Consider the following 15,460-nt stretch of genomic DNA (forward strand, 5'->3'; position numbering starts at 1 on the left):
GCCCTCGGGGCGGACGGCCCGTCACGCGGCGGGGCAGGCGCGGTCGAGGGCGATGTCGAAGAGCAGGTCGCCCGCCGTGCCGCCCGTGGCCATGTCGTCGGCCGCGTCGAGCGGAAAGACGCGCCAGCGCAGGCGCAGCCCGTCGGCGACGTGCAGCGCGGGCGGCAGGGTGAAGGCGGGGCGGCCGGAGCCGAGCAGCAGTGGCGCCACGGTGACGTGCAGGCGGTCGAGGCAGCCGGCGGCGAGGAAGCGGCTGACGGTGACGCCGCCGCCTTCCACCATGATGCGGGTCAGCCCGCGCGCGGCGAGGCGGCGCAGCAGGGTCGGCAGGCAGAGGCCGGAGCCGGCGCGCGGCAGCGGCAGCAGCTCCGCCGTGCCGTGGGCGGCGGCGCGGCGCGCATCCTCGGCGCAGGCGAGCAGGGTGGGCGGCCCATCGGCGAAGACGCGGCGCGCCGGCGGCAGGTGGCATTCCGTGTCGAGCACGACCCGCACCGGATTCGGTCCGGCCACGGCGCGCGTGGTCAGGCGCGGATCGTCGTGCCGCACGGTGCCGGCACCGACCACCACGGCGTGGCAGAGGGCGCGCAGGCGGTGCGTGTGCAGGATGTCGCCCGCGCCGCCGATCCATTGCGAGTTGCCGGATTCGGTGGCGATGCGTCCGTCCAGCGTCTGGGCCAGGCGGCCGAGCACGAAGCAGCCGTCCGGTGCCCGGGGCGGGGCCAGCAGCGGCGCGAACAACGGGTCGGCCGCGTCCAGCCAGGGTGGGGCGTCCCGGGGTGTGGCGCCGAATTCGCCTGCGCGCGGGATCGGCTCTCCGGTTCGCCTGGGCATGCGGTGGCACCATGCCGCAAGCGCACCGGCCGCGCCAGCGCGGGATTGGCGGGCAGCGGAGCGGCAGGCGGGCGCGGATCGCGGGAGCGGGCGGATCAGGCCCGCGCGGAGACCGCGAGCGCCACGGGTTGCGGTGCCGGGCGGCGGCCGCCGTCGAGGCCGTAGCCGGGTGCCGCGGCCTGCGGCAGGGCGACGCCGGCGATGGTCTCGATCACCCGGGCCTGGAGGCCGATCGCGCGCTCCAGCAGGCGCCGGTTCTCGCTGCCGAGCTGCCGCAGGCGCTGCGCGAGCTGCGAGACGGCCACATGGTCCTCTCCCTCGGGGCGCTGGCCGAGCTTCTGCGCGGTGGTGCAGGCGGCGGCGAAGGCGTCGCTCGCCTGGATCTTGGCGGTGGCGAGCGCCGCGGCGCGGGTCAGGTCGAGGGAGGCGAGCGCGGCGTTCTCGGCATCCAGCGCCTCGGCCAGTCGCTGGGCGGCGGCGGTCAGGGCAGGCAGCATGGCGCGATCACTCCTCGGATGAGCCGTTGGGGGATGAGCTGTTGGGCGATGAGCCGTGGGGGGATGGGCCGTCGGGGGATGGGGCGTTGGGGGATGGGACATCGGTGGGCGGATCGGCGGGTGGCGAGGCGGGCAGGGCGCGCAGATCGGTGACGGTCCAGCCGCCTTCGACGGTGTGGCCGATCGCCGCGACCGGCGTGGCCCGCGCGGCGAGGCCGAGGCTGGCATGGCCCCGGTTAACGGCGGCTTGCGCACCGCCCGCGCGGCCGGCGGCGGCCGTGCCGGCCGCAGCCGCCGCGGCGCCGCCCGCTCCCGCGTTGTCCGTGCCCGCACCGCCCGAGCCCGCATCGCCCGCGCCCGCGCCCGCGCCCGCGCCCGCGTCACCGGCGCCGACCTGGGCACGCAGCAGCGCCTGGAACACCGCTTCGCCGATGCCGAGGCCGCCGGCGCGCGCGGCGGCGTTGGCGTAGGCGTCCACCAGCATGGGCTGCCACTGCGTCTCCGCGAAGCCGCCGCCGAGCGGCGAGCGGGAGAGGTCCACGGTCGAGAACATCGGCTTGAGCAGCGCGGCCACGGCATGCGCCTCGAAGGTGCGCGCCGCCTGGCGCAGCCGCGCCACCGTCTCGGGTGGCAGCGAGGCGGCATCGGGGGAAAGGCGCATCAGCGCACCTCCAGCTCGGCCTGCAGGGCGCCGGCCGCCTTGATGGATTGCAGGATCGGGATCATGTCGCGCGGCCCGACGCCGAGCGAGTTCAGCCCGCGCACCAGGTCGGCCAGCGTCACCGCGCCGCGCAGCATGCCCATGCGCCGGTCCTGCTGCGTGTCCACCTCGATGTTGGTGCGCGGCACCACGGCGGTCTGGCCGTTCGAGAGGGCCTCGGGCTGCGAGACCTGCGGCGTCTCGGTGACGCGGATGGTCAGGTTGCCCTGCGCGATGGCGACGGTGCTGATGCGCACGTTGGCGCCCATCACGATGGTGCCCGAGGCCTCCTCGATCACCACGCGCGCGACCATGTCGGGCTCGACGCGGATCTGCTCGATGTCGGTCAGGAACTCGGCCGGGTCGCGGCCGGCGAGCTGGATCGCCACGGTGCGCGGGTCCGTCGCCTGCGCCAGCGGCGCGCCGGCGGCGCGGTTGATCGCGGCGGCGATGCGGCGCGCCGTGGTGAAGTCCGGGTTGCGCAGCGCGAGGCGGATGCGGTCGCGCCCGGCCAGCTCGAAGGGGATCTCGCGCTCCACGATGGCGCCGCTGCTGATCCGCGCCGCGGTCGGCACGCCGCGCTGCACGCTGCCCGCCTGCCCGCGCGCGGCGACCGCGCCGGTCGCCACGGCGCCCTGGGCGACGGCGTAGACCTCGCCGTCGGCGCCGAGCAGCGGCGTGACCAGCAGCGTGCCGCCGGTGAGGTTGGTGGCGTCGCCCAGCGCCGAGACGGCGATGTCGATGCGGCTGCCGGGGCGCGCGAAGGAGGGGAGGTTGGCCGTCACCATCACGGCGGCGACGTTCTTGGTCTCCAGCCGCGTCTCCTGGTCGCGCGTGTTGACGCCCAGGCGTTCGAGCATGCCGATCAGCGTCTGGCGGGTGAAGATCGCGGTGCGCAGCTTGTCGCCGGTGCCGGGCAGGCCGACCACGAGGCCGTAGCCGACGAGCTGGTTCTCGCGCACGCCCTCGAAGTCGGCGATGTCCTTGATGCGCACCGGCGCGGCGGCGGCGCCCGGCGTGCCGAGCGGTGCCGGCACGGGCAGCAGGGCGAGCAGCGCGAGCAGGGTGCCGAGCAGCCGCGGCATCCGCGCGGAGGCGCGGCGGCGGACCGGCACGTCGTTCGCCGCCGCGAAAGGTTTCCAGCGCATCGTGTCCTCCGTCGCGGCCGTCCTGGCGCGGGCCTCCGGCGCAAGCCGCATGCCAGCGGATGTCGACGCGGTTGCCGATGCCGCCCGGCAGGACTTGCCGGCAGGGGCGGCGAAAGCTGCCGGGAGCCGGCAGGACGCGTCATCCGGTCGCCGCGCCGCGGCGCGACGGCCGGATGACGCGCGGAGGCCTGCCGCACGGATGCGCGCAATGGATGCGTGCACGGGGCCGGCATCCCGGCGCGGCGCTGCTGCCGGCCGCGAAGCCGGAAGGCATGGAGAAGGAGTCGAGGGATGCTGCCGATACGCCCGCTTCCGTCCGTCACCGGCCCGGCGGCCGCCAACCCGCCAGCCGGGCGCGGCGGCTTTCGCGTCGGCGACGCGCCGGCCCGGCCGGAGGAAGCGGCGCCGGTCACGGCGCCGGCGCTGCCCGTGGGACTGCTCGGCCTGCAGGAGGAGGATGGCGCGCGCGAGCGCGACCGGCGTGCCTGGCGCCGTGGCCAGGCGTTGCTGCGCGAGTTGCAGGCCATGCAGCGCGAACTGCTCGGCGGCCTCGCCGATCCCGCGCGGCCGGCGCGCCTCGCGGCGCTGGCCGAGGGCGAGGCGGCGGCGGACCCGGCGCTGCGCGAGACGCTCGACGCGCTGGTGCTGCGGGCGCGGCTGGAGATCGCGCGGCGCGGCGCGGCCGTCCTCGGCGGGGCACCGTCATCGAAGTGAAAAGCCGGCCAAATCAGCCGCTTGCCGCTTCGCTTCCCTCTTGGCGTTTCTGAACCGTTTTCTGTATGGTCCGCCCGCCTCGCCGACCGCCGGCGCCGTCGCCGGCGGGCGCGGAGGCGTGGGACCCGGAATCGATGCTCATCACGCTGCCGCCGGACTACCGTCCCTCGGACACCGAGGAATTCATGAATCCCCTGCAACAGGAGTACTTCCGCCAGAAGCTGCTGCGCTGGCGGCAGGACCTGCTGCGCGAGGCGGGGGATACGCTGGCCAGCCTGTCCGAGGGTGGGATCACCGAGGCGGACTTGGCCGACCGCGCCACCGTGGAGACCGACCGCGCCCTGGAGCTGCGCACCCGCGACCGGGCGCGCAAGCTGATCGGCAAGATCGACCAGGCGCTCGACCGGATCGACAACGGCACCTACGGCTACTGCGAGGAGACCGGCGAGCCGATCGGCCTGCGCCGGCTGGAGGCGCGCCCGATCGCCACCATGTCGATCGAGGCGCAGGAGCGGCACGAGCGCATGGAGCGCGTGCACCGCGACGACTGATCGGCGCCCGTCCCGTCCCGATCGGTCCGGCCCCCGCTCCAGGCGGTCCGGGCGCGGCCAGCCGCGTCTCGGAGCCTGTCCGAGCGTTCGGCCGCCCTTTATTATTTCCCGGCACGGAAACCCCTCGCCATCCCCGCGCCGCGGGCCGTCCGAACAGGCACTCAGCCGGGAGGAGGGGGCGGCGTGTCGTCGAGACCCGGCAGCGGCACCGCCAGCGGGTCCCGCTCCAGCAGGCCGGCATCGTCCTCGGCGACGCGGTTGACCCGCGTGCCGACCGGCCAGGCCAGCACCGCCGCATCCGGCAGCGGCCGCAGCAGGTCGAGCAGCGCCGCCTCCTCGGCCGGTTCCTCGCCGAGCCAGAGCGGCCAGGCGGCGCGCGGCAGGATCACCGGCATGCGCTCGTGCACCGGCGCGAGCTTGGCGTTGGCTTCCGTGGTGAGGATGGTGAAGCTGCGCAGGATCGTCCCGTCCGGCGCCCGCCAGCCCTCCCACAGCCCGGCCAGCGTCATCGGCTCGCCGCTCGCGAGCGCCACGGCGTAGGGCTGCTTCGCCTTCGGCCCCGCGACGTGCCACTCGTAGAAGCCATCCGCCGTGACGAGGCAGCGGCGGCGCCGGAAGGCGTCGCGGAAGGCGGGCTTCTCGGCCACGGATTCGCTGCGCGCGTTGATCATGCGGGCACCGACCTTCGGGTCCTCGGCCCAGCGCGGCACCAGTCCCCAGCGCAGCAGGTCCAGGTGGCGGGCGCCGGTATCCGGGTGTCGGCGCACCACCGGCGCGTCCTGGGTGGGCGCGCGGTTCCACGAGGGGGCGAAATTCGGCAGCGGGTTCACCGTCTCGTAGTACTGCGCCACCGCGCTCGCCGCCCGCTGCTGGAAATACCGTCCGCACATGCGGCGCAGCCTAGAGCGGATCGCCGGCGGGCGGCTACGCCCGGAGGCGTGAATCCGCGCCGAGAACAACGAGCTACAGCGAACCGCAGTCCCAACCGGACTGCGGTTCGCTGTAGAGCATTTTCAAGTCGGGTGTACTCACCCGGCGAATCGGAAAATGCGAACAGCCAAAAGGCTGGAGCCGTTCCGGCCTGATACGGTCAGGCCGGAGCGGCTCCAGGCGGATCGCGCGCGGTCGGAAACATCCGACCGATGGATCCGCCCCGGACGCGGCGTGCCGCAGCGGCGCGCCAGCCTGGCCGCCGCGCCTGGACGGGCGGCCACGCGGCCCGTGTCGCGGGCAGCCGCGCGATGCATGTCGCGGGCAGCCGCGCGACGCATGTCACGGGCAACCGCGCGGTTCATGTCACGGGCAGCCGCGCGTGCCATGCGGCGTAGGAGGAGCGGGCGACGAGGCGCCGGTTCTCGTCCGGGGCGCCGTCGGTCCACCAGGGCGGGCCCCGCTCGCCGAGGGCGCGCTTGGCGGCGTCCACCGCATCCCGCGCCCGCCGTTCCGCCGCCGGATCGGCGGCGCGCAGCGCCTGTCCCACGGCGCGACGGGCCGCCATCAGCGCCGCCACCAGCCGCTCGCGCTCCGCCGCCGGCAGGTCCGGCCGGGCGCGCCGCCAGAGTCGGCCGCGCACCACGAGGTAGCGGCCGTCGGGCGTCACCGGCGGCGCGGCCGGGGCGTCGTCACGCCGCGTCATCGACCGCCGCGCCGAAGCGGAACCGCCCCGCCGGCTCCCAGGGGCCGCCGCGGTAGTGCCAGAGGCAGAGTCCCTCCACCCGCGCCTCCCAGGGCAGGAAGCCGGCGGCCAGCGCCATGTGCAGCGCCCGCGCCGTCTCGGGCGGCACCTTGTTCTGGATGGTGACGTGCGGCCGGAAGCCCTGCCGGTCCTGCGGCGTCAGCCGGTCCGCCCAGGCCGCCGCCAGCCGCCGGCGCAGCGCGGCGAGGGCGGGCGTCTCCAGCGCGAAGGCGACGCCGTGGCCCAGGAAGACCGGGCGCGAGACCGCCAGCGGCATCGGCGCCAGCGCCCGGCAGGCGCGTTCCAGGGTCGCGACGACGGCGGGGCGCTGCCGGCCGGGCAGGTGGTGGAACAGGGTCACATGCGCCGGGACCCGGTTCAGCCGGGTCGGGAAATGGGTCCGGCGCAGCGCGTCGAGCCGCGCGAAGCTCGCCGGGTCGAGGCGGGCGGTCAGGATCAGCGGCGCGTCCCCGTCCGGCGCCGGGTCCGCCGTCCCGTGCCGGGCGCCGGCGGGTGCCGTGCCGCCGCTGCCATCCGTTCCCATGCCGCCTCCGGGTGCCGTCAGCGGCCCCTCGCCGGGGACGCCCGATCGGACAGCGCGGCGCGGGGGGCGCGGTTTCCGGCGGGAGAAGGCGGCCCCGCCGGCCACCGCGCCGCGGCCTTGCGGCGGCGGCCGTGCCGTGACTAGGTGCTGCCTTTCCGACACCCCCGGCCTGCCGCGCGGGGGCCGCCGGCCTGTCCTGACCGGGTCCGCCAACGCCCATGCGCCGCCTGCCGCCGTTCTGCCTCGCCCTGTTCCTGCTGCTGCCGGCCGCGCTCGCGCCGCCCGCTGCCGCGCTGGAGAGCGGGGCGGTGGCGAGCCCGCGCGCCACCGTGACGCTGGTGTCCGACCGCGACAGCCTGGGGCCGGATGGCAGGCTGCGCCTCGCCCTGCGCTTCCGCCTCGCGCCCGGCTGGCACACCTACTGGCGCAACCCGGGCGATGCCGGGACGGCGGCAACGCTGACCTTGACGCTGCCGGCGGGGGCCACGGCCGGGGAGATCGCCTGGCCGGTGCCGCGGCGCCTGCCGGAAGGGCCGCTGATGACCTTCGGCTACACCGACGAGGTGCTGCTGGCCGTGCCGGTCACGGTCGCGGCGCCGGCGGGGGGGCTGCGCGTCGAGGCGGAGGCGTCCTGGCTGGTCTGCGAGCGCGTCTGCGTGCCGGAGGAAGGGCGCTTCGGCCTGGACCTGCCGGCGGGCGACGGCGCGCCCTCGGCCGAGGCATCCCTCTTCGACGCCGCCGAGGCGAGGCTGCCCGTGCCCTCGCCCTTCGCCGCGCAGGTGGCGCCGGACGGCACGCTGGCGGTGACGGGGGAGGGCCTGTCGGCCGCGACGGTGCGCGAGGCCTGGTTCCTGCCGGGCGAGCCCGACGCGCTGCGCAACGCCGCGCCGCAGACGCTGCGCCCGGGCGATGGCGGCCTCGCCCTGGCGCTGCCGACCGGCCCGGCCTTCCGCGCCGATGCGCCGCTGGAAGGCGTGCTGGTGCTGCGCGACGCGGCGGGCGGCGAACGCGCGCTCGCCGTGACGGCGACGCCCGGCGGGGTGCCAAGTGGGGTGCCTGGCGTGGCGTCCGGCACGGAGTCCGCCGGGGCGGCGCGCGGGGCGGGGCCCGAGGGCGCGCCGGGCTACCTGCGCGTGCTGGGCCTCGCCCTGCTCGGCGGGCTGCTGCTGAACCTGATGCCCTGCGTCTTCCCGGTGCTGGCGATGAAGGCGGTGGCGATCGCCCGCCTCTCCGGTGCCGCGCGCGGCGAGGTGCGGGCGCACGCCGCCTCCTACACCGCCGGGGTGCTGCTGGCCTTCGCGGGGCTGGGCGGGCTGCTGCTGGCGCTGCGCGCGGGGGGGGCGGCGGCGGGCTGGGGGTTCCAGTTCCAGTCGCCGCTGTTCGTGGCGGCCATGGCCTGGCTGCTCTTCGCGCTGGGGCTGAACCTCTCGGGCGCGTACGCGATCGGCTGGCGCCTCGCCGGGGCCGGGCAGGGGCTGGCGGGGCGGGGCGGGCATCTCGGCAGCTTCGCCACCGGGCTGCTCGCCGTGCTGGTGGCGACGCCCTGCACCGCGCCCTTCATGGCGACCGCCGTGGCGGCCTCGCTGGCGATGCCGGCGGCGGCGACGCTCGGCGTGTTCCTGGCGCTGGGGCTGGGGCTGGCCGCGCCCTACGCGCTGCTGGCGCTGCTGCCGCGACTGGCCGGGATGCTGCCGCGTCCGGGCCCCTGGATGGAGGTGCTGCGGCAGGGCCTCGCCTTCCCGATGTACGGCGCCGCGATCTGGCTGGTCTGGGTGATCGCGCAGCAGGGCGGGCCGGACGCGGCGCTGGCGGTGCTGTGCGGCATGGCGCTGCTGGGCTTCGCGGCCTGGGTACTGGGCGTGGCGGCGCGCGGTCGCGGCGCGTGGCGGCGCGTGGGGCAGGGGGCGGCGCTGCTGGCCGGGCTCGGGCTGCTCGGGCTGGGCGGGGCGGTGGCGGCGGGCGGCGATGCCGCGCCGGCCGCCAGGGTGGCGGCGGACGAGGCCTCCGAGCCGTTCAGCGCGGCGCGGTTGCGGGCGCTGCGGGCCGAGGGCCGCCCGGTCTTCGTGAACATGACCGCGGCCTGGTGCGTGACCTGCCTCGTCAACGAGCGCATCGCGCTGGCGCCGGCGGCGGTGCGCGCGGCCTTCGCGCGCGGGCACGTGGCCTACCTCAAGGGCGACTGGACCCGGCAGGACCCGGAGATCACCGCCTTCCTGCGCGCGCACGGGCGCGACGGCGTGCCGCTCTACGTGTTCTACCCGCCGGGCGGCGAGCCGGTGGTGCTGCCGCAATTGCTGACCGAGGCGACGGTGCTGGGGCGGCTCGGCCAAAGGGACGAAGCACGGGACGAAGCGCGGGGCGGAGCGCGGGGCGGTTAGGGCAGGGCCCGATCGGGTGGAATCGCCCGAGCGGGTGAGGAGGCCCGGGAAACAGGGAGCCGGAGCGGTTCCGTGAGCCGCGGCGAACGGGATCCGCTCCGGCGGGTCGGCCCGGGGAGCGACGGGCGGCGGGATGCCGCGTTGCCGCCCGCCCGGCACGGCGCGCGGGGCGTTGCGCGGGCCGGGCCCGCCGTGACCGCCGCTGCCCGTTCGCGAAGGGTGGCCGACAGCGCCCCGGGCATGCCTGCCGGCCGCCGCGCCGACAGGCGGCTCGACGCGGGTCGGTCCCCCATCGGGGAGGCCTCTGGTTCATTCGGTTCGCGAACCGTTCCGGCCGGCGTTGCCGCGCGGCGCCGGCAGGGCGCCGTAGCTGGCCCAGGAGCCGGCCACCAGCCAGCCCGCATCCACCGGCAGGTCGATGCCGGTGATCGCCCGCGCCGCGTCGGAGCCGAGGAAGCACACCGCCTCGGCGATCTCCTCCGGCGTCACCATGCGGCCGAGCGCGCTGTTCTCCTCCAGCCGGGACACGTCGCGCTCGCCCTTGTCGATCGCCGCCTGCAGGGCCGGCGTCAGGGTGAAGCCGGGGGAGACGGCGTTGACCCGCACGCCCGAACGGCCCCACTCGGCGGCGAGGCAGCGCGTCATCTCCAGCACCGCCGCCTTGGCCGGCGAGTAGGCGTGCAGCGGCATGGAGCGCATCCCGGCGATCGAGCCGACCGTCACGATCGCGCCGCTTCCGCGCACCGCCATGCGCCGCCCGAAGGCCACGGCGGAATGGTAGGTGCCGAGCTGGTCGATCCGCACCACGCGTTCCACCTCGTCCTCCGGCAGATCCTCGGGGCGCAGCGGCCGTTGCAGCACGCCGGCCGAGGTGACGAGCAGGTCCACCGGCCCGAGCCGCGCCTCGATGGCGGCGGCCGCCGCCTCGTTGCCGGCGGCGGTGGCGACGTCGAGGGCGAACGCCTCGGCAACGATGTCGCGCGCCAGCGTCTCGGCGCGCGGCAGGTCGCGGTCCGCCACGGCGACGCGGGCGCCGCGCGCGGCGAGCAGCCGGCAGCAGGCGGCGCCGATGCCGCTCGCCCCGCCCGTGACGACGGCGACGCGGCCCGCGAAATCCTGGTTGGTCATCGTTCCTCCCCGCTTGCCGCCGTTGCATCGGCGGTGGCCGGGATGATCGGCCGGGCGGGCGGAGACCGCCAGGGGTGACCGGCGGCGGGACGGACGACGGGCGGCGCGGCTGCCCCGCCGGCCATGCCGCGTGCTACATCGGCCCGCGGCAGGCCACGGGCGAGCCGTGCCTCCGGCGCCCAGACGGCACCCGGAAGGCGCTCCGGCCTCGCCGTGAACGGGCCGGGCGACAGGGGACGGGAATGGACGGCTTTCCGACGCTGGCCGGGCAACGGGTGCGGCTGCGGCCGCTGGAGCGCGACGATGCCGCACGCCTGGTCGCGGCGGCAGCCGACGGCGAACTCTGGACGCTCCCCTTCACCGTGGTTCCGTCCGCGGAGACGGTGGCCGGCTACGACGCCCAGGCGCTGGCCGGCCGCGAGGCCGGCACCATGCTGCCCTTCGTGACCGAGGACGCCGCCACCGGCGCCGCCATCGGCTCGACCCGCTTCTGGAAGATCGACCGCGCGAACCGCAAGCTCGAGATCGGCGGCACCTGGCTCTCGGCCTCGCGCCAGCGGACGGGGGCCAACACGGAGGCGAAATTCCTCATGCTGCGCCACGCCTTCGAGACGCTCGGCTGCATCCGGGTGCAGCTCACCACCGACGTGCTCAACGAGCGGTCGCGACGGGCGATCCTGCGCCTGGGCGCCACGCAGGAGGGCGTCCTGCGCAACGAGCGGATCATGCCGGACGGCCGCAGGCGCGATTCCGTCCGCTTCAGCATCATCGACACGGAATGGCCCCGGGTCCGCGCGACCCTGGAAGGATATCTCCGGCGCTGAGGCCCATGCCGGGCGCCGGGTCGCCATCGCGGCCCGCCCGGCTGCCGCGCCCGGACCGGAAGCAGGCGGCGGCGGCCGGTTGCCCGCCGCCGGCATGCCGACCTTCCCGCCCGGTGCCTTCCGGGAGGCCTCCCGCTCAGGTGCCGAGGCTGCTGGTCGCGCTCTCCTGCAGGTCCAGCTCGCGCTCCAGCACGTGCAGCACCTCGTCGTGGATCCGGCCGCCGCGGTGCAGCCGCAGCACCTCGGCGCGCCCGGCGGCGATGGCGGCGAGCACCACGGCGAAGTGCTCGTCCCGGTGCTGGCCGAGCAACTCCGACTCCCGGCTGTACCGGTCGGCGGCGCGGGCGCGGTAGCCGTACTGCTCCAGCAGGCGCGGGTGGCGCAGCGTGCCGTCCGCGTCGTGCGCGCGCGCCTCGACGGCGGCGAGCTGTGCCGCGGCCATGCGCGCCCGCGCCTCGGCCGCCGTCAGGTGGTGCGACGATTCGCTCCCGACGCCGACGCGCAGCAGCCGGATCAGCGGCCCGAGCGTGGTGCCCTGGAGCAGCACCGTGGCCAGGATCAAGGCGAAGGCGGCGGCCAGGATCAGGTCGCGCCCCGGCATCGCCTCGGGCAGCGAGAGGGCGATGGCCAGGGTCACCACGCCGCGCATCCCGGCCCAGCTCAGCACGGTCGAGGCGGCGGGCGAGAAGGGGGCGGGCCGCGTGCCCGGCAGCCGCCCGCCGAGCAGGGCGCATAGCACGTCCACCCCGAACACCCAGAGGAAGCGCGACACCAGCACCGCCGCCACCACCGCCAGCACCGGGCCGGTCAGGCTGTCCAGCGCCGCCCCGAATCCGCCCAGCCGCTCGATCACGCCGCGCAGCGAGAGGCCGATCAGGATGAACACCAGCGCCTCCAGCACGAACACCATCGCCTGCCAGGTGGCGGTGCCGCGCAGCCGCATGTCGGCGGTGAAGATCTCGTGCTGGTACCAGCCGAGCACGAGGCCGGCCGCCACGGTGGCGAGCACGCCGGAGACGTGCAGCGCCTCCCCCGCGATGTAGGCCGCCCAGCAGAGCAGGAAGGCGGCGACGATGGTCAGCGTGGTGTCGTGCCGCAGCCGGCGCAGCAGCCACACCCAGGCGAAGCCGATCGCCCCCCCGACCAGGACGCCGCCGAGGCCCAGCGTGGCGAAGGTGAGCACCGCCTCGCCCAGGCTGAAGGTGCCGGTCATCGCCGCCGCCACGGCGAAGCGGAACAGCACGAGGCCGGTGGCGTCGTTGAGCAGGCTCTCGCCCTCCAGCAGCGCCAGCAGGCGGCGGGGCAGGCGCACATTCGCCAGCACCGCCTTGGCCGAGACCGCGTCCGGCGGCGAGACCACGGCGCCGAGCGCGAAGCAGGCCGCCCAGGGCAGCCCCGGCACCGCCCAGTGCGCCACCAGCCCCACGGCGAGCGTGGTGAAGACCACCGCGCCGATGGCGAGCGACAGGATGCCGCCGAGGTAGCGGCGGAATTCCGCCAGCACGGTGAAGTAGGCCCCGTCCAGCAGCAGCGGCGGCAGGAACAGCACCAGCACCAGCTCCGGGTCCGGCGTGAAGGACGGGATGCCCGGCACGAAGGCCAGCACGATGCCGCCCAGGATCAGCGCCGCCGCCGAGGGCAGGCGCAGCAGGTGGGCCAGCATCTCCAGGCCGAGGATGACGAACAGCAGGAGGAGGACGAATTCGAAGGTGGCGGCGGGGTGCATGCCGGTTCCTTGGCCGTGTCGGTTCGGCACAGTATCGGCCCGGGCGGCGGCCATGGGCCAGACGGCCCGGCCGCAGCGCCGGCGGCCGTGATGTCCCGTTCGCCGCTGCCCTCCGGGGCAACGGCGGCCCGCCGCCATGCCGCCCGGCCACGACGGCCTCGACCGCCGCGATCGGGGCGCCGCCGGCGAAGTGCCCCGGTCGGCGTGTTCCGGTCGGCGTGTTCCGGTCGGCGTGCCCTGGCCGGCTCCCGCCCGGCGATGGCCCCGACCGGCGCCGCCTCGATCAGCGCCTTTCCCGATCAGCGTCCCTCGATCCGCGCCGCCTGGTCGGTGTCCCCGACCAGCGCCCGGTCGTCCTTCAGCCCCACGCCGGTCAGCCCGCGCCGCAGCGCCTCGCGCGCCAGCCAGGCGATCCGCTCCGCCGCCACCGCGTGCGGCAGCCCGCCGCCATCGTGGATGTTGGAGACGCAGTTGCGCTCCGAATCCCGCCGCCCGGCCCGCGGCGCGAAGGTGACGTAGGCGCCCAGGCTCTCGGCCACGCTCAGCCCCGGCCGCTCGCCGATCAGCACCACCACCAGCCGCGCGCCGAGCCGCTCGCCGATCTCGTCGCCCAGCGCCACGCGCCCCTGCGTCGCCAGCACCACCGGCGCCACGCCGATGCCGGGCAGTCGCTCCAGGCAGGCCAGCAGCACCGGCGCGGCGTGGCGCTGCACGGCGGCGGCGGAAAGCCCGTCGGCGATCACGAAGGCGAGTTCCTGCCCCGCCGCCGGCAGCGCGTCACGTTCCCCGGGCGCGAGCCGCCGCCCGAGATCGGGCCGGCGCAGATAGGTGGCGCGGTCGGCGGCGGCGCTGCGCGCCCGCAGCACCGGCAGCCCGGCCGGGGCGAGCGCCGCCGCCAGCGCGTCGAGGTCCAGCGCCGCGTGCACCGCGTCGCGGGCGCGGGCATGGGCGAGCTGGAATTCCAGCACGTGCCGCAACGGCATGGTGTCGCCGCTGCGCCCGAGACCGATCCGGGCGTTGGTGGCGCGGCGCAGGCGGGCCCAAGGATCGGGAGACATGTCGGGAGGCATGTCGGGCGGCGCCCCCGGAGCGGGATCGGCGTCCGCGCCGCGTGTCCGGCCGATGGCCGGGCCGGGCGCCCGGCTTGCCGCCGCGTCCCGATCGGCCGGACCGTCCTCCCTCGCCCGGCCGGCCGCCTCGCCCGTGCCGGGTGGCACGTCGCCCGCCGCCACGCCCGGCTCAGCCGGCATCGGCGGCGTAGGGCAGCAGCCGCGCGAGCTGCGGGCTCTGCGGCGCCAGCTCGCGCAGCCGGCCGCGCGCGTCCAGCATCTCCATCCGCGCCAGCCACGACTCGAATTCCGGCGCCGGCCGCACGCCGAGCGTGGCGCGCAGCGTCAGGATGTCGTGGAAGGAAAGGCTCTGGTAGCCGAGCATCACGTCGTCCGCCCCGGGCACCGCGATCAGGAAATTGCAGCCGGCGACGGTGAGGGCGGTCATCAGCACGTCCATGTCGTCGCCGTCGGCCTCGGCATGGTTGGTGTAGCAGACGTCGCAGCCCATCGGCACGCCGAGCAGCTTGCCGCAGAAATGGTCCTCCAGCCCGGCGCGGATGATCTGCTTGCCGTCGTAGAGGTATTCCGGCCCGATGAAGCCCACCACCGTGTTCACCAGCAGCGGCCGGAAGGCGCGGCACACGGCGTAGGCGCGCGCCTCCACCGTCTGCTGGTCCACGCCGTGATGCGCCTCGGCCGAGAGCGCTGCGCCCTGGCCGGTCTCGAAGTACATCACGTTCCGCCCCGCCGTGCCGCGCCCGAGCGACAGCGCCGCCGCTTCCGCCTCGCGCAGCACGGCGAGCGAGACGCCGAAGCCGGCATTCGCCGCCTCCGTCCCCGCGACGGACTGGAACACGAGATCGACCGGCGCGCCGCGCTCCATCATGGCGAGGCTGTTGGTGACGTGCGTCAGCACGCAGGTCTGGGTCGGGATGTCGTACTGGGCCCGCAGCGCGTCGAGCATCTCCAGCAGCGCGATGCCGTTCGGCACGCTGTCGGTCGCCGGGTTGACGCCGATCACCGCGTCGCCGCTGCCGCAGAGCAGCCCGTCCAGCACCGCCGCCGCGATGCCGCGCGGGTCGTCGCTCGGGTGGTTCGGTTGCAGCCGCGTGGCGAGACGGCCGGGCAGGCCGATGGTGGAGCGGAACGCCGTCACCACCCGGCACTTGCGCGCCACCGCGATCAGGTCCTGGTTGCGCATCAGCTTGGAGACGGCGGCCGCCATCTCCGGCGTCAGCCCGGGGGCCAGCGCCGCCAGCGCCGCCGCGTCGGCGTCGTAGGAGAGCAGCCAGTCGCGGAAGCCGCCCACCGTCAGGTGCGCGACGGGGGCGAAGGCGGCGGCGTCGTGCGTGTCGAGGATCAGCCGCGTCACCTCGTCCGCCTCGTAGGGCACCAGCGCCTCGTCGAGGAAGCGGCGCAGCGGCAGGTCGGCCAGCGCGTAGCGGGCCGCGATGCGCGCGGCCTCGCTCGCGGCGGCGAGGCCGGCCAGCTCGTCGCCCGAGCGGCGCGGCGAGGCGGCGGCGAGCAGTGCCCTGAGGTCGTCGAAGCGATGGCGCTCGCCGCCCAGGGTCCAGGCGTATCCCATGGTCGGGCTCCCGGGCCTGCATGGGTGATTGGCGGTTCCCGTCCCGCGCCCAGCGTCGCCGGGACGGACGCCGGGCGCAAGCTCCCCGAAGCGGGGCGGGACGGAGG

Annotated in this window: 15 protein-coding genes; 4 read left to right on the plus strand and 11 right to left on the minus strand. The window is 76.3% G+C overall.

Features of this window, described 5'->3' with window-relative positions; genetic code table 11:
• Nucleotides 1-21 precede the first annotated feature (21 nt).
• The 4 genes from M0638_RS02155 to M0638_RS02170 all read right to left on the minus strand — a co-directional run bounded on the left by M0638_RS02155 (nucleotide 22) and on the right by M0638_RS02170 (nucleotide 3,113).
• Nucleotides 22-831, minus strand: coding sequence for a RibD family protein (locus M0638_RS02155; protein WP_248665308.1), 810 nt, complete (start codon nucleotides 829-831; stop codon nucleotides 22-24).
• Nucleotides 832-926: 95 nt separating this feature from the next.
• A complete protein-coding gene (locus M0638_RS02160) occupies nucleotides 927-1,328 on the minus strand; it encodes a hypothetical protein (RefSeq protein ID WP_248665309.1) in 402 nt (133 codons plus the stop codon).
• Nucleotides 1,329-1,335: 7 nt separating this feature from the next.
• Nucleotides 1,336-1,989, minus strand: a complete 654-nt coding sequence (locus M0638_RS02165; RefSeq protein WP_248665310.1) for a rod-binding protein — start codon at nucleotides 1,987-1,989, stop codon at nucleotides 1,336-1,338.
• Complete coding sequence (locus tag M0638_RS02170) at nucleotides 1,989-3,113, minus strand: flagellar basal body P-ring protein FlgI (protein WP_408902762.1); 1,125 nt, start codon at nucleotides 3,111-3,113, stop codon at nucleotides 1,989-1,991. The genes M0638_RS02165 and M0638_RS02170 overlap by 1 nt, the downstream gene beginning before the upstream one ends.
• Nucleotides 3,114-3,467: 354 nt before the next feature.
• Here M0638_RS02170 and M0638_RS02175 point away from each other — a divergent pair, with 354 nt between their 5' ends.
• The gene (locus M0638_RS02175; protein ID WP_248665312.1) at nucleotides 3,468-3,890 is read left to right on the plus strand and encodes a flagellar assembly protein FliX; all 423 of its coding nucleotides are present in this window, start codon (nucleotides 3,468-3,470) and stop codon (nucleotides 3,888-3,890) included.
• Between the two features lie 134 nt (nucleotides 3,891-4,024).
• A complete protein-coding gene (gene dksA, locus M0638_RS02180; RefSeq protein WP_248665313.1) occupies nucleotides 4,025-4,441 on the plus strand; it encodes an RNA polymerase-binding protein DksA in 417 nt (138 codons plus the stop codon).
• 161 nt (nucleotides 4,442-4,602) lie between these two features.
• Here the strand turns inward: dksA and M0638_RS02185 are convergent, their stop codons facing one another.
• The 3 genes from M0638_RS02185 to M0638_RS02195 all read right to left on the minus strand — a co-directional run bounded on the left by M0638_RS02185 (nucleotide 4,603) and on the right by M0638_RS02195 (nucleotide 6,660).
• A complete protein-coding gene (locus M0638_RS02185) occupies nucleotides 4,603-5,331 on the minus strand; it encodes an SOS response-associated peptidase (protein WP_248665314.1) in 729 nt (242 codons plus the stop codon).
• Between the two features lie 401 nt (nucleotides 5,332-5,732).
• The gene (locus M0638_RS02190; RefSeq protein ID WP_248665315.1) at nucleotides 5,733-6,077 is read right to left on the minus strand and encodes a hypothetical protein; all 345 of its coding nucleotides are present in this window, start codon (nucleotides 6,075-6,077) and stop codon (nucleotides 5,733-5,735) included.
• Nucleotides 6,064-6,660: a 2'-5' RNA ligase family protein gene (locus tag M0638_RS02195; RefSeq protein WP_248665316.1), complete on the minus strand. Its 597-nt coding sequence runs from the start codon at nucleotides 6,658-6,660 to the stop codon at nucleotides 6,064-6,066. The genes M0638_RS02190 and M0638_RS02195 overlap by 14 nt, the downstream gene beginning before the upstream one ends.
• Before the next feature lie 218 nt (nucleotides 6,661-6,878).
• On the opposite strand from M0638_RS02195, the gene M0638_RS02200 reads away from it, so the two are divergent.
• Complete coding sequence (locus M0638_RS02200) at nucleotides 6,879-9,038, plus strand: protein-disulfide reductase DsbD family protein (protein WP_248665317.1); 2,160 nt, start codon at nucleotides 6,879-6,881, stop codon at nucleotides 9,036-9,038.
• 309 nt (nucleotides 9,039-9,347) lie between these two features.
• Here M0638_RS02200 and M0638_RS02205 read toward each other — a convergent pair whose 3' ends face one another.
• A complete protein-coding gene (locus M0638_RS02205) occupies nucleotides 9,348-10,166 on the minus strand; it encodes an SDR family NAD(P)-dependent oxidoreductase (protein ID WP_248665318.1) in 819 nt (272 codons plus the stop codon).
• Nucleotides 10,167-10,408: 242 nt separating this feature from the next.
• On the opposite strand from M0638_RS02205, the gene M0638_RS02210 reads away from it, so the two are divergent.
• Entirely contained in the window at nucleotides 10,409-10,990 is a 582-nt protein-coding gene (locus M0638_RS02210; protein WP_248665319.1) for a GNAT family N-acetyltransferase, read from the plus strand.
• 136 nt (nucleotides 10,991-11,126) lie between these two features.
• On the opposite strand, the gene M0638_RS02215 is transcribed toward M0638_RS02210, so the two are convergent.
• The 3 genes from M0638_RS02215 to M0638_RS02225 all read right to left on the minus strand — a co-directional run bounded on the left by M0638_RS02215 (nucleotide 11,127) and on the right by M0638_RS02225 (nucleotide 15,353).
• Nucleotides 11,127-12,716 (minus strand): Na+/H+ antiporter, encoded by a 1,590-nt coding sequence (locus M0638_RS02215; RefSeq protein WP_248665320.1) that lies wholly within the window; start codon nucleotides 12,714-12,716, stop codon nucleotides 11,127-11,129.
• Nucleotides 12,717-13,015: 299 nt separating this feature from the next.
• On the minus strand, nucleotides 13,016-13,774 hold the full coding sequence (gene eutC, locus M0638_RS02220; RefSeq protein ID WP_248665321.1) for an ethanolamine ammonia-lyase subunit EutC: 759 nt from the start codon (nucleotides 13,772-13,774) through the stop codon (nucleotides 13,016-13,018).
• 181 nt (nucleotides 13,775-13,955) lie between these two features.
• Nucleotides 13,956-15,353, minus strand: a complete 1,398-nt coding sequence (locus M0638_RS02225) for an ethanolamine ammonia-lyase subunit EutB (RefSeq protein WP_248665322.1) — start codon at nucleotides 15,351-15,353, stop codon at nucleotides 13,956-13,958.
• Between the last annotated feature and the right edge of the window lie 107 nt (nucleotides 15,354-15,460).

It is taken from the genome of Roseomonas acroporae, assembly GCF_023223525.1.
GTDB lineage: Bacteria > Pseudomonadota > Alphaproteobacteria > Acetobacterales > Acetobacteraceae > Roseomonas_E > Roseomonas_E acroporae.

Coding starts and splice junctions, on each gene's coding strand:
- M0638_RS02185 (WP_248665314.1), bottom strand. CDS start 5,331: ATGTGCGGACGGTATTTCCAGCAGCGGGCGGCGAGCGCGGTGGCGCAG.
- M0638_RS02155 (WP_248665308.1), bottom strand. CDS start 831: ATGCCCAGGCGAACCGGAGAGCCGATCCCGCGCGCAGGCGAATTCGGC.
- M0638_RS02215 (WP_248665320.1), bottom strand. CDS start 12,716: ATGCACCCCGCCGCCACCTTCGAATTCGTCCTCCTCCTGCTGTTCGTC.
- M0638_RS02170 (WP_408902762.1), bottom strand. CDS start 3,113: ATGCCGCGGCTGCTCGGCACCCTGCTCGCGCTGCTCGCCCTGCTGCCC.
- M0638_RS02205 (WP_248665318.1), bottom strand. CDS start 10,166: ATGACCAACCAGGATTTCGCGGGCCGCGTCGCCGTCGTCACGGGCGGG.
- dksA (WP_248665313.1), top strand. CDS start 4,025: ATGCTCATCACGCTGCCGCCGGACTACCGTCCCTCGGACACCGAGGAA.
- M0638_RS02200 (WP_248665317.1), top strand. CDS start 6,879: ATGCGCCGCCTGCCGCCGTTCTGCCTCGCCCTGTTCCTGCTGCTGCCG.
- M0638_RS02190 (WP_248665315.1), bottom strand. CDS start 6,077: ATGACGCGGCGTGACGACGCCCCGGCCGCGCCGCCGGTGACGCCCGAC.
- M0638_RS02165 (WP_248665310.1), bottom strand. CDS start 1,989: ATGCGCCTTTCCCCCGATGCCGCCTCGCTGCCACCCGAGACGGTGGCG.
- M0638_RS02210 (WP_248665319.1), top strand. CDS start 10,409: ATGGACGGCTTTCCGACGCTGGCCGGGCAACGGGTGCGGCTGCGGCCG.
- eutC (WP_248665321.1), bottom strand. CDS start 13,774: ATGTCTCCCGATCCTTGGGCCCGCCTGCGCCGCGCCACCAACGCCCGG.
- M0638_RS02195 (WP_248665316.1), bottom strand. CDS start 6,660: ATGGGAACGGATGGCAGCGGCGGCACGGCACCCGCCGGCGCCCGGCAC.
- M0638_RS02225 (WP_248665322.1), bottom strand. CDS start 15,353: ATGGGATACGCCTGGACCCTGGGCGGCGAGCGCCATCGCTTCGACGAC.
- M0638_RS02160 (WP_248665309.1), bottom strand. CDS start 1,328: ATGCTGCCTGCCCTGACCGCCGCCGCCCAGCGACTGGCCGAGGCGCTG.
- M0638_RS02175 (WP_248665312.1), top strand. CDS start 3,468: ATGCTGCCGATACGCCCGCTTCCGTCCGTCACCGGCCCGGCGGCCGCC.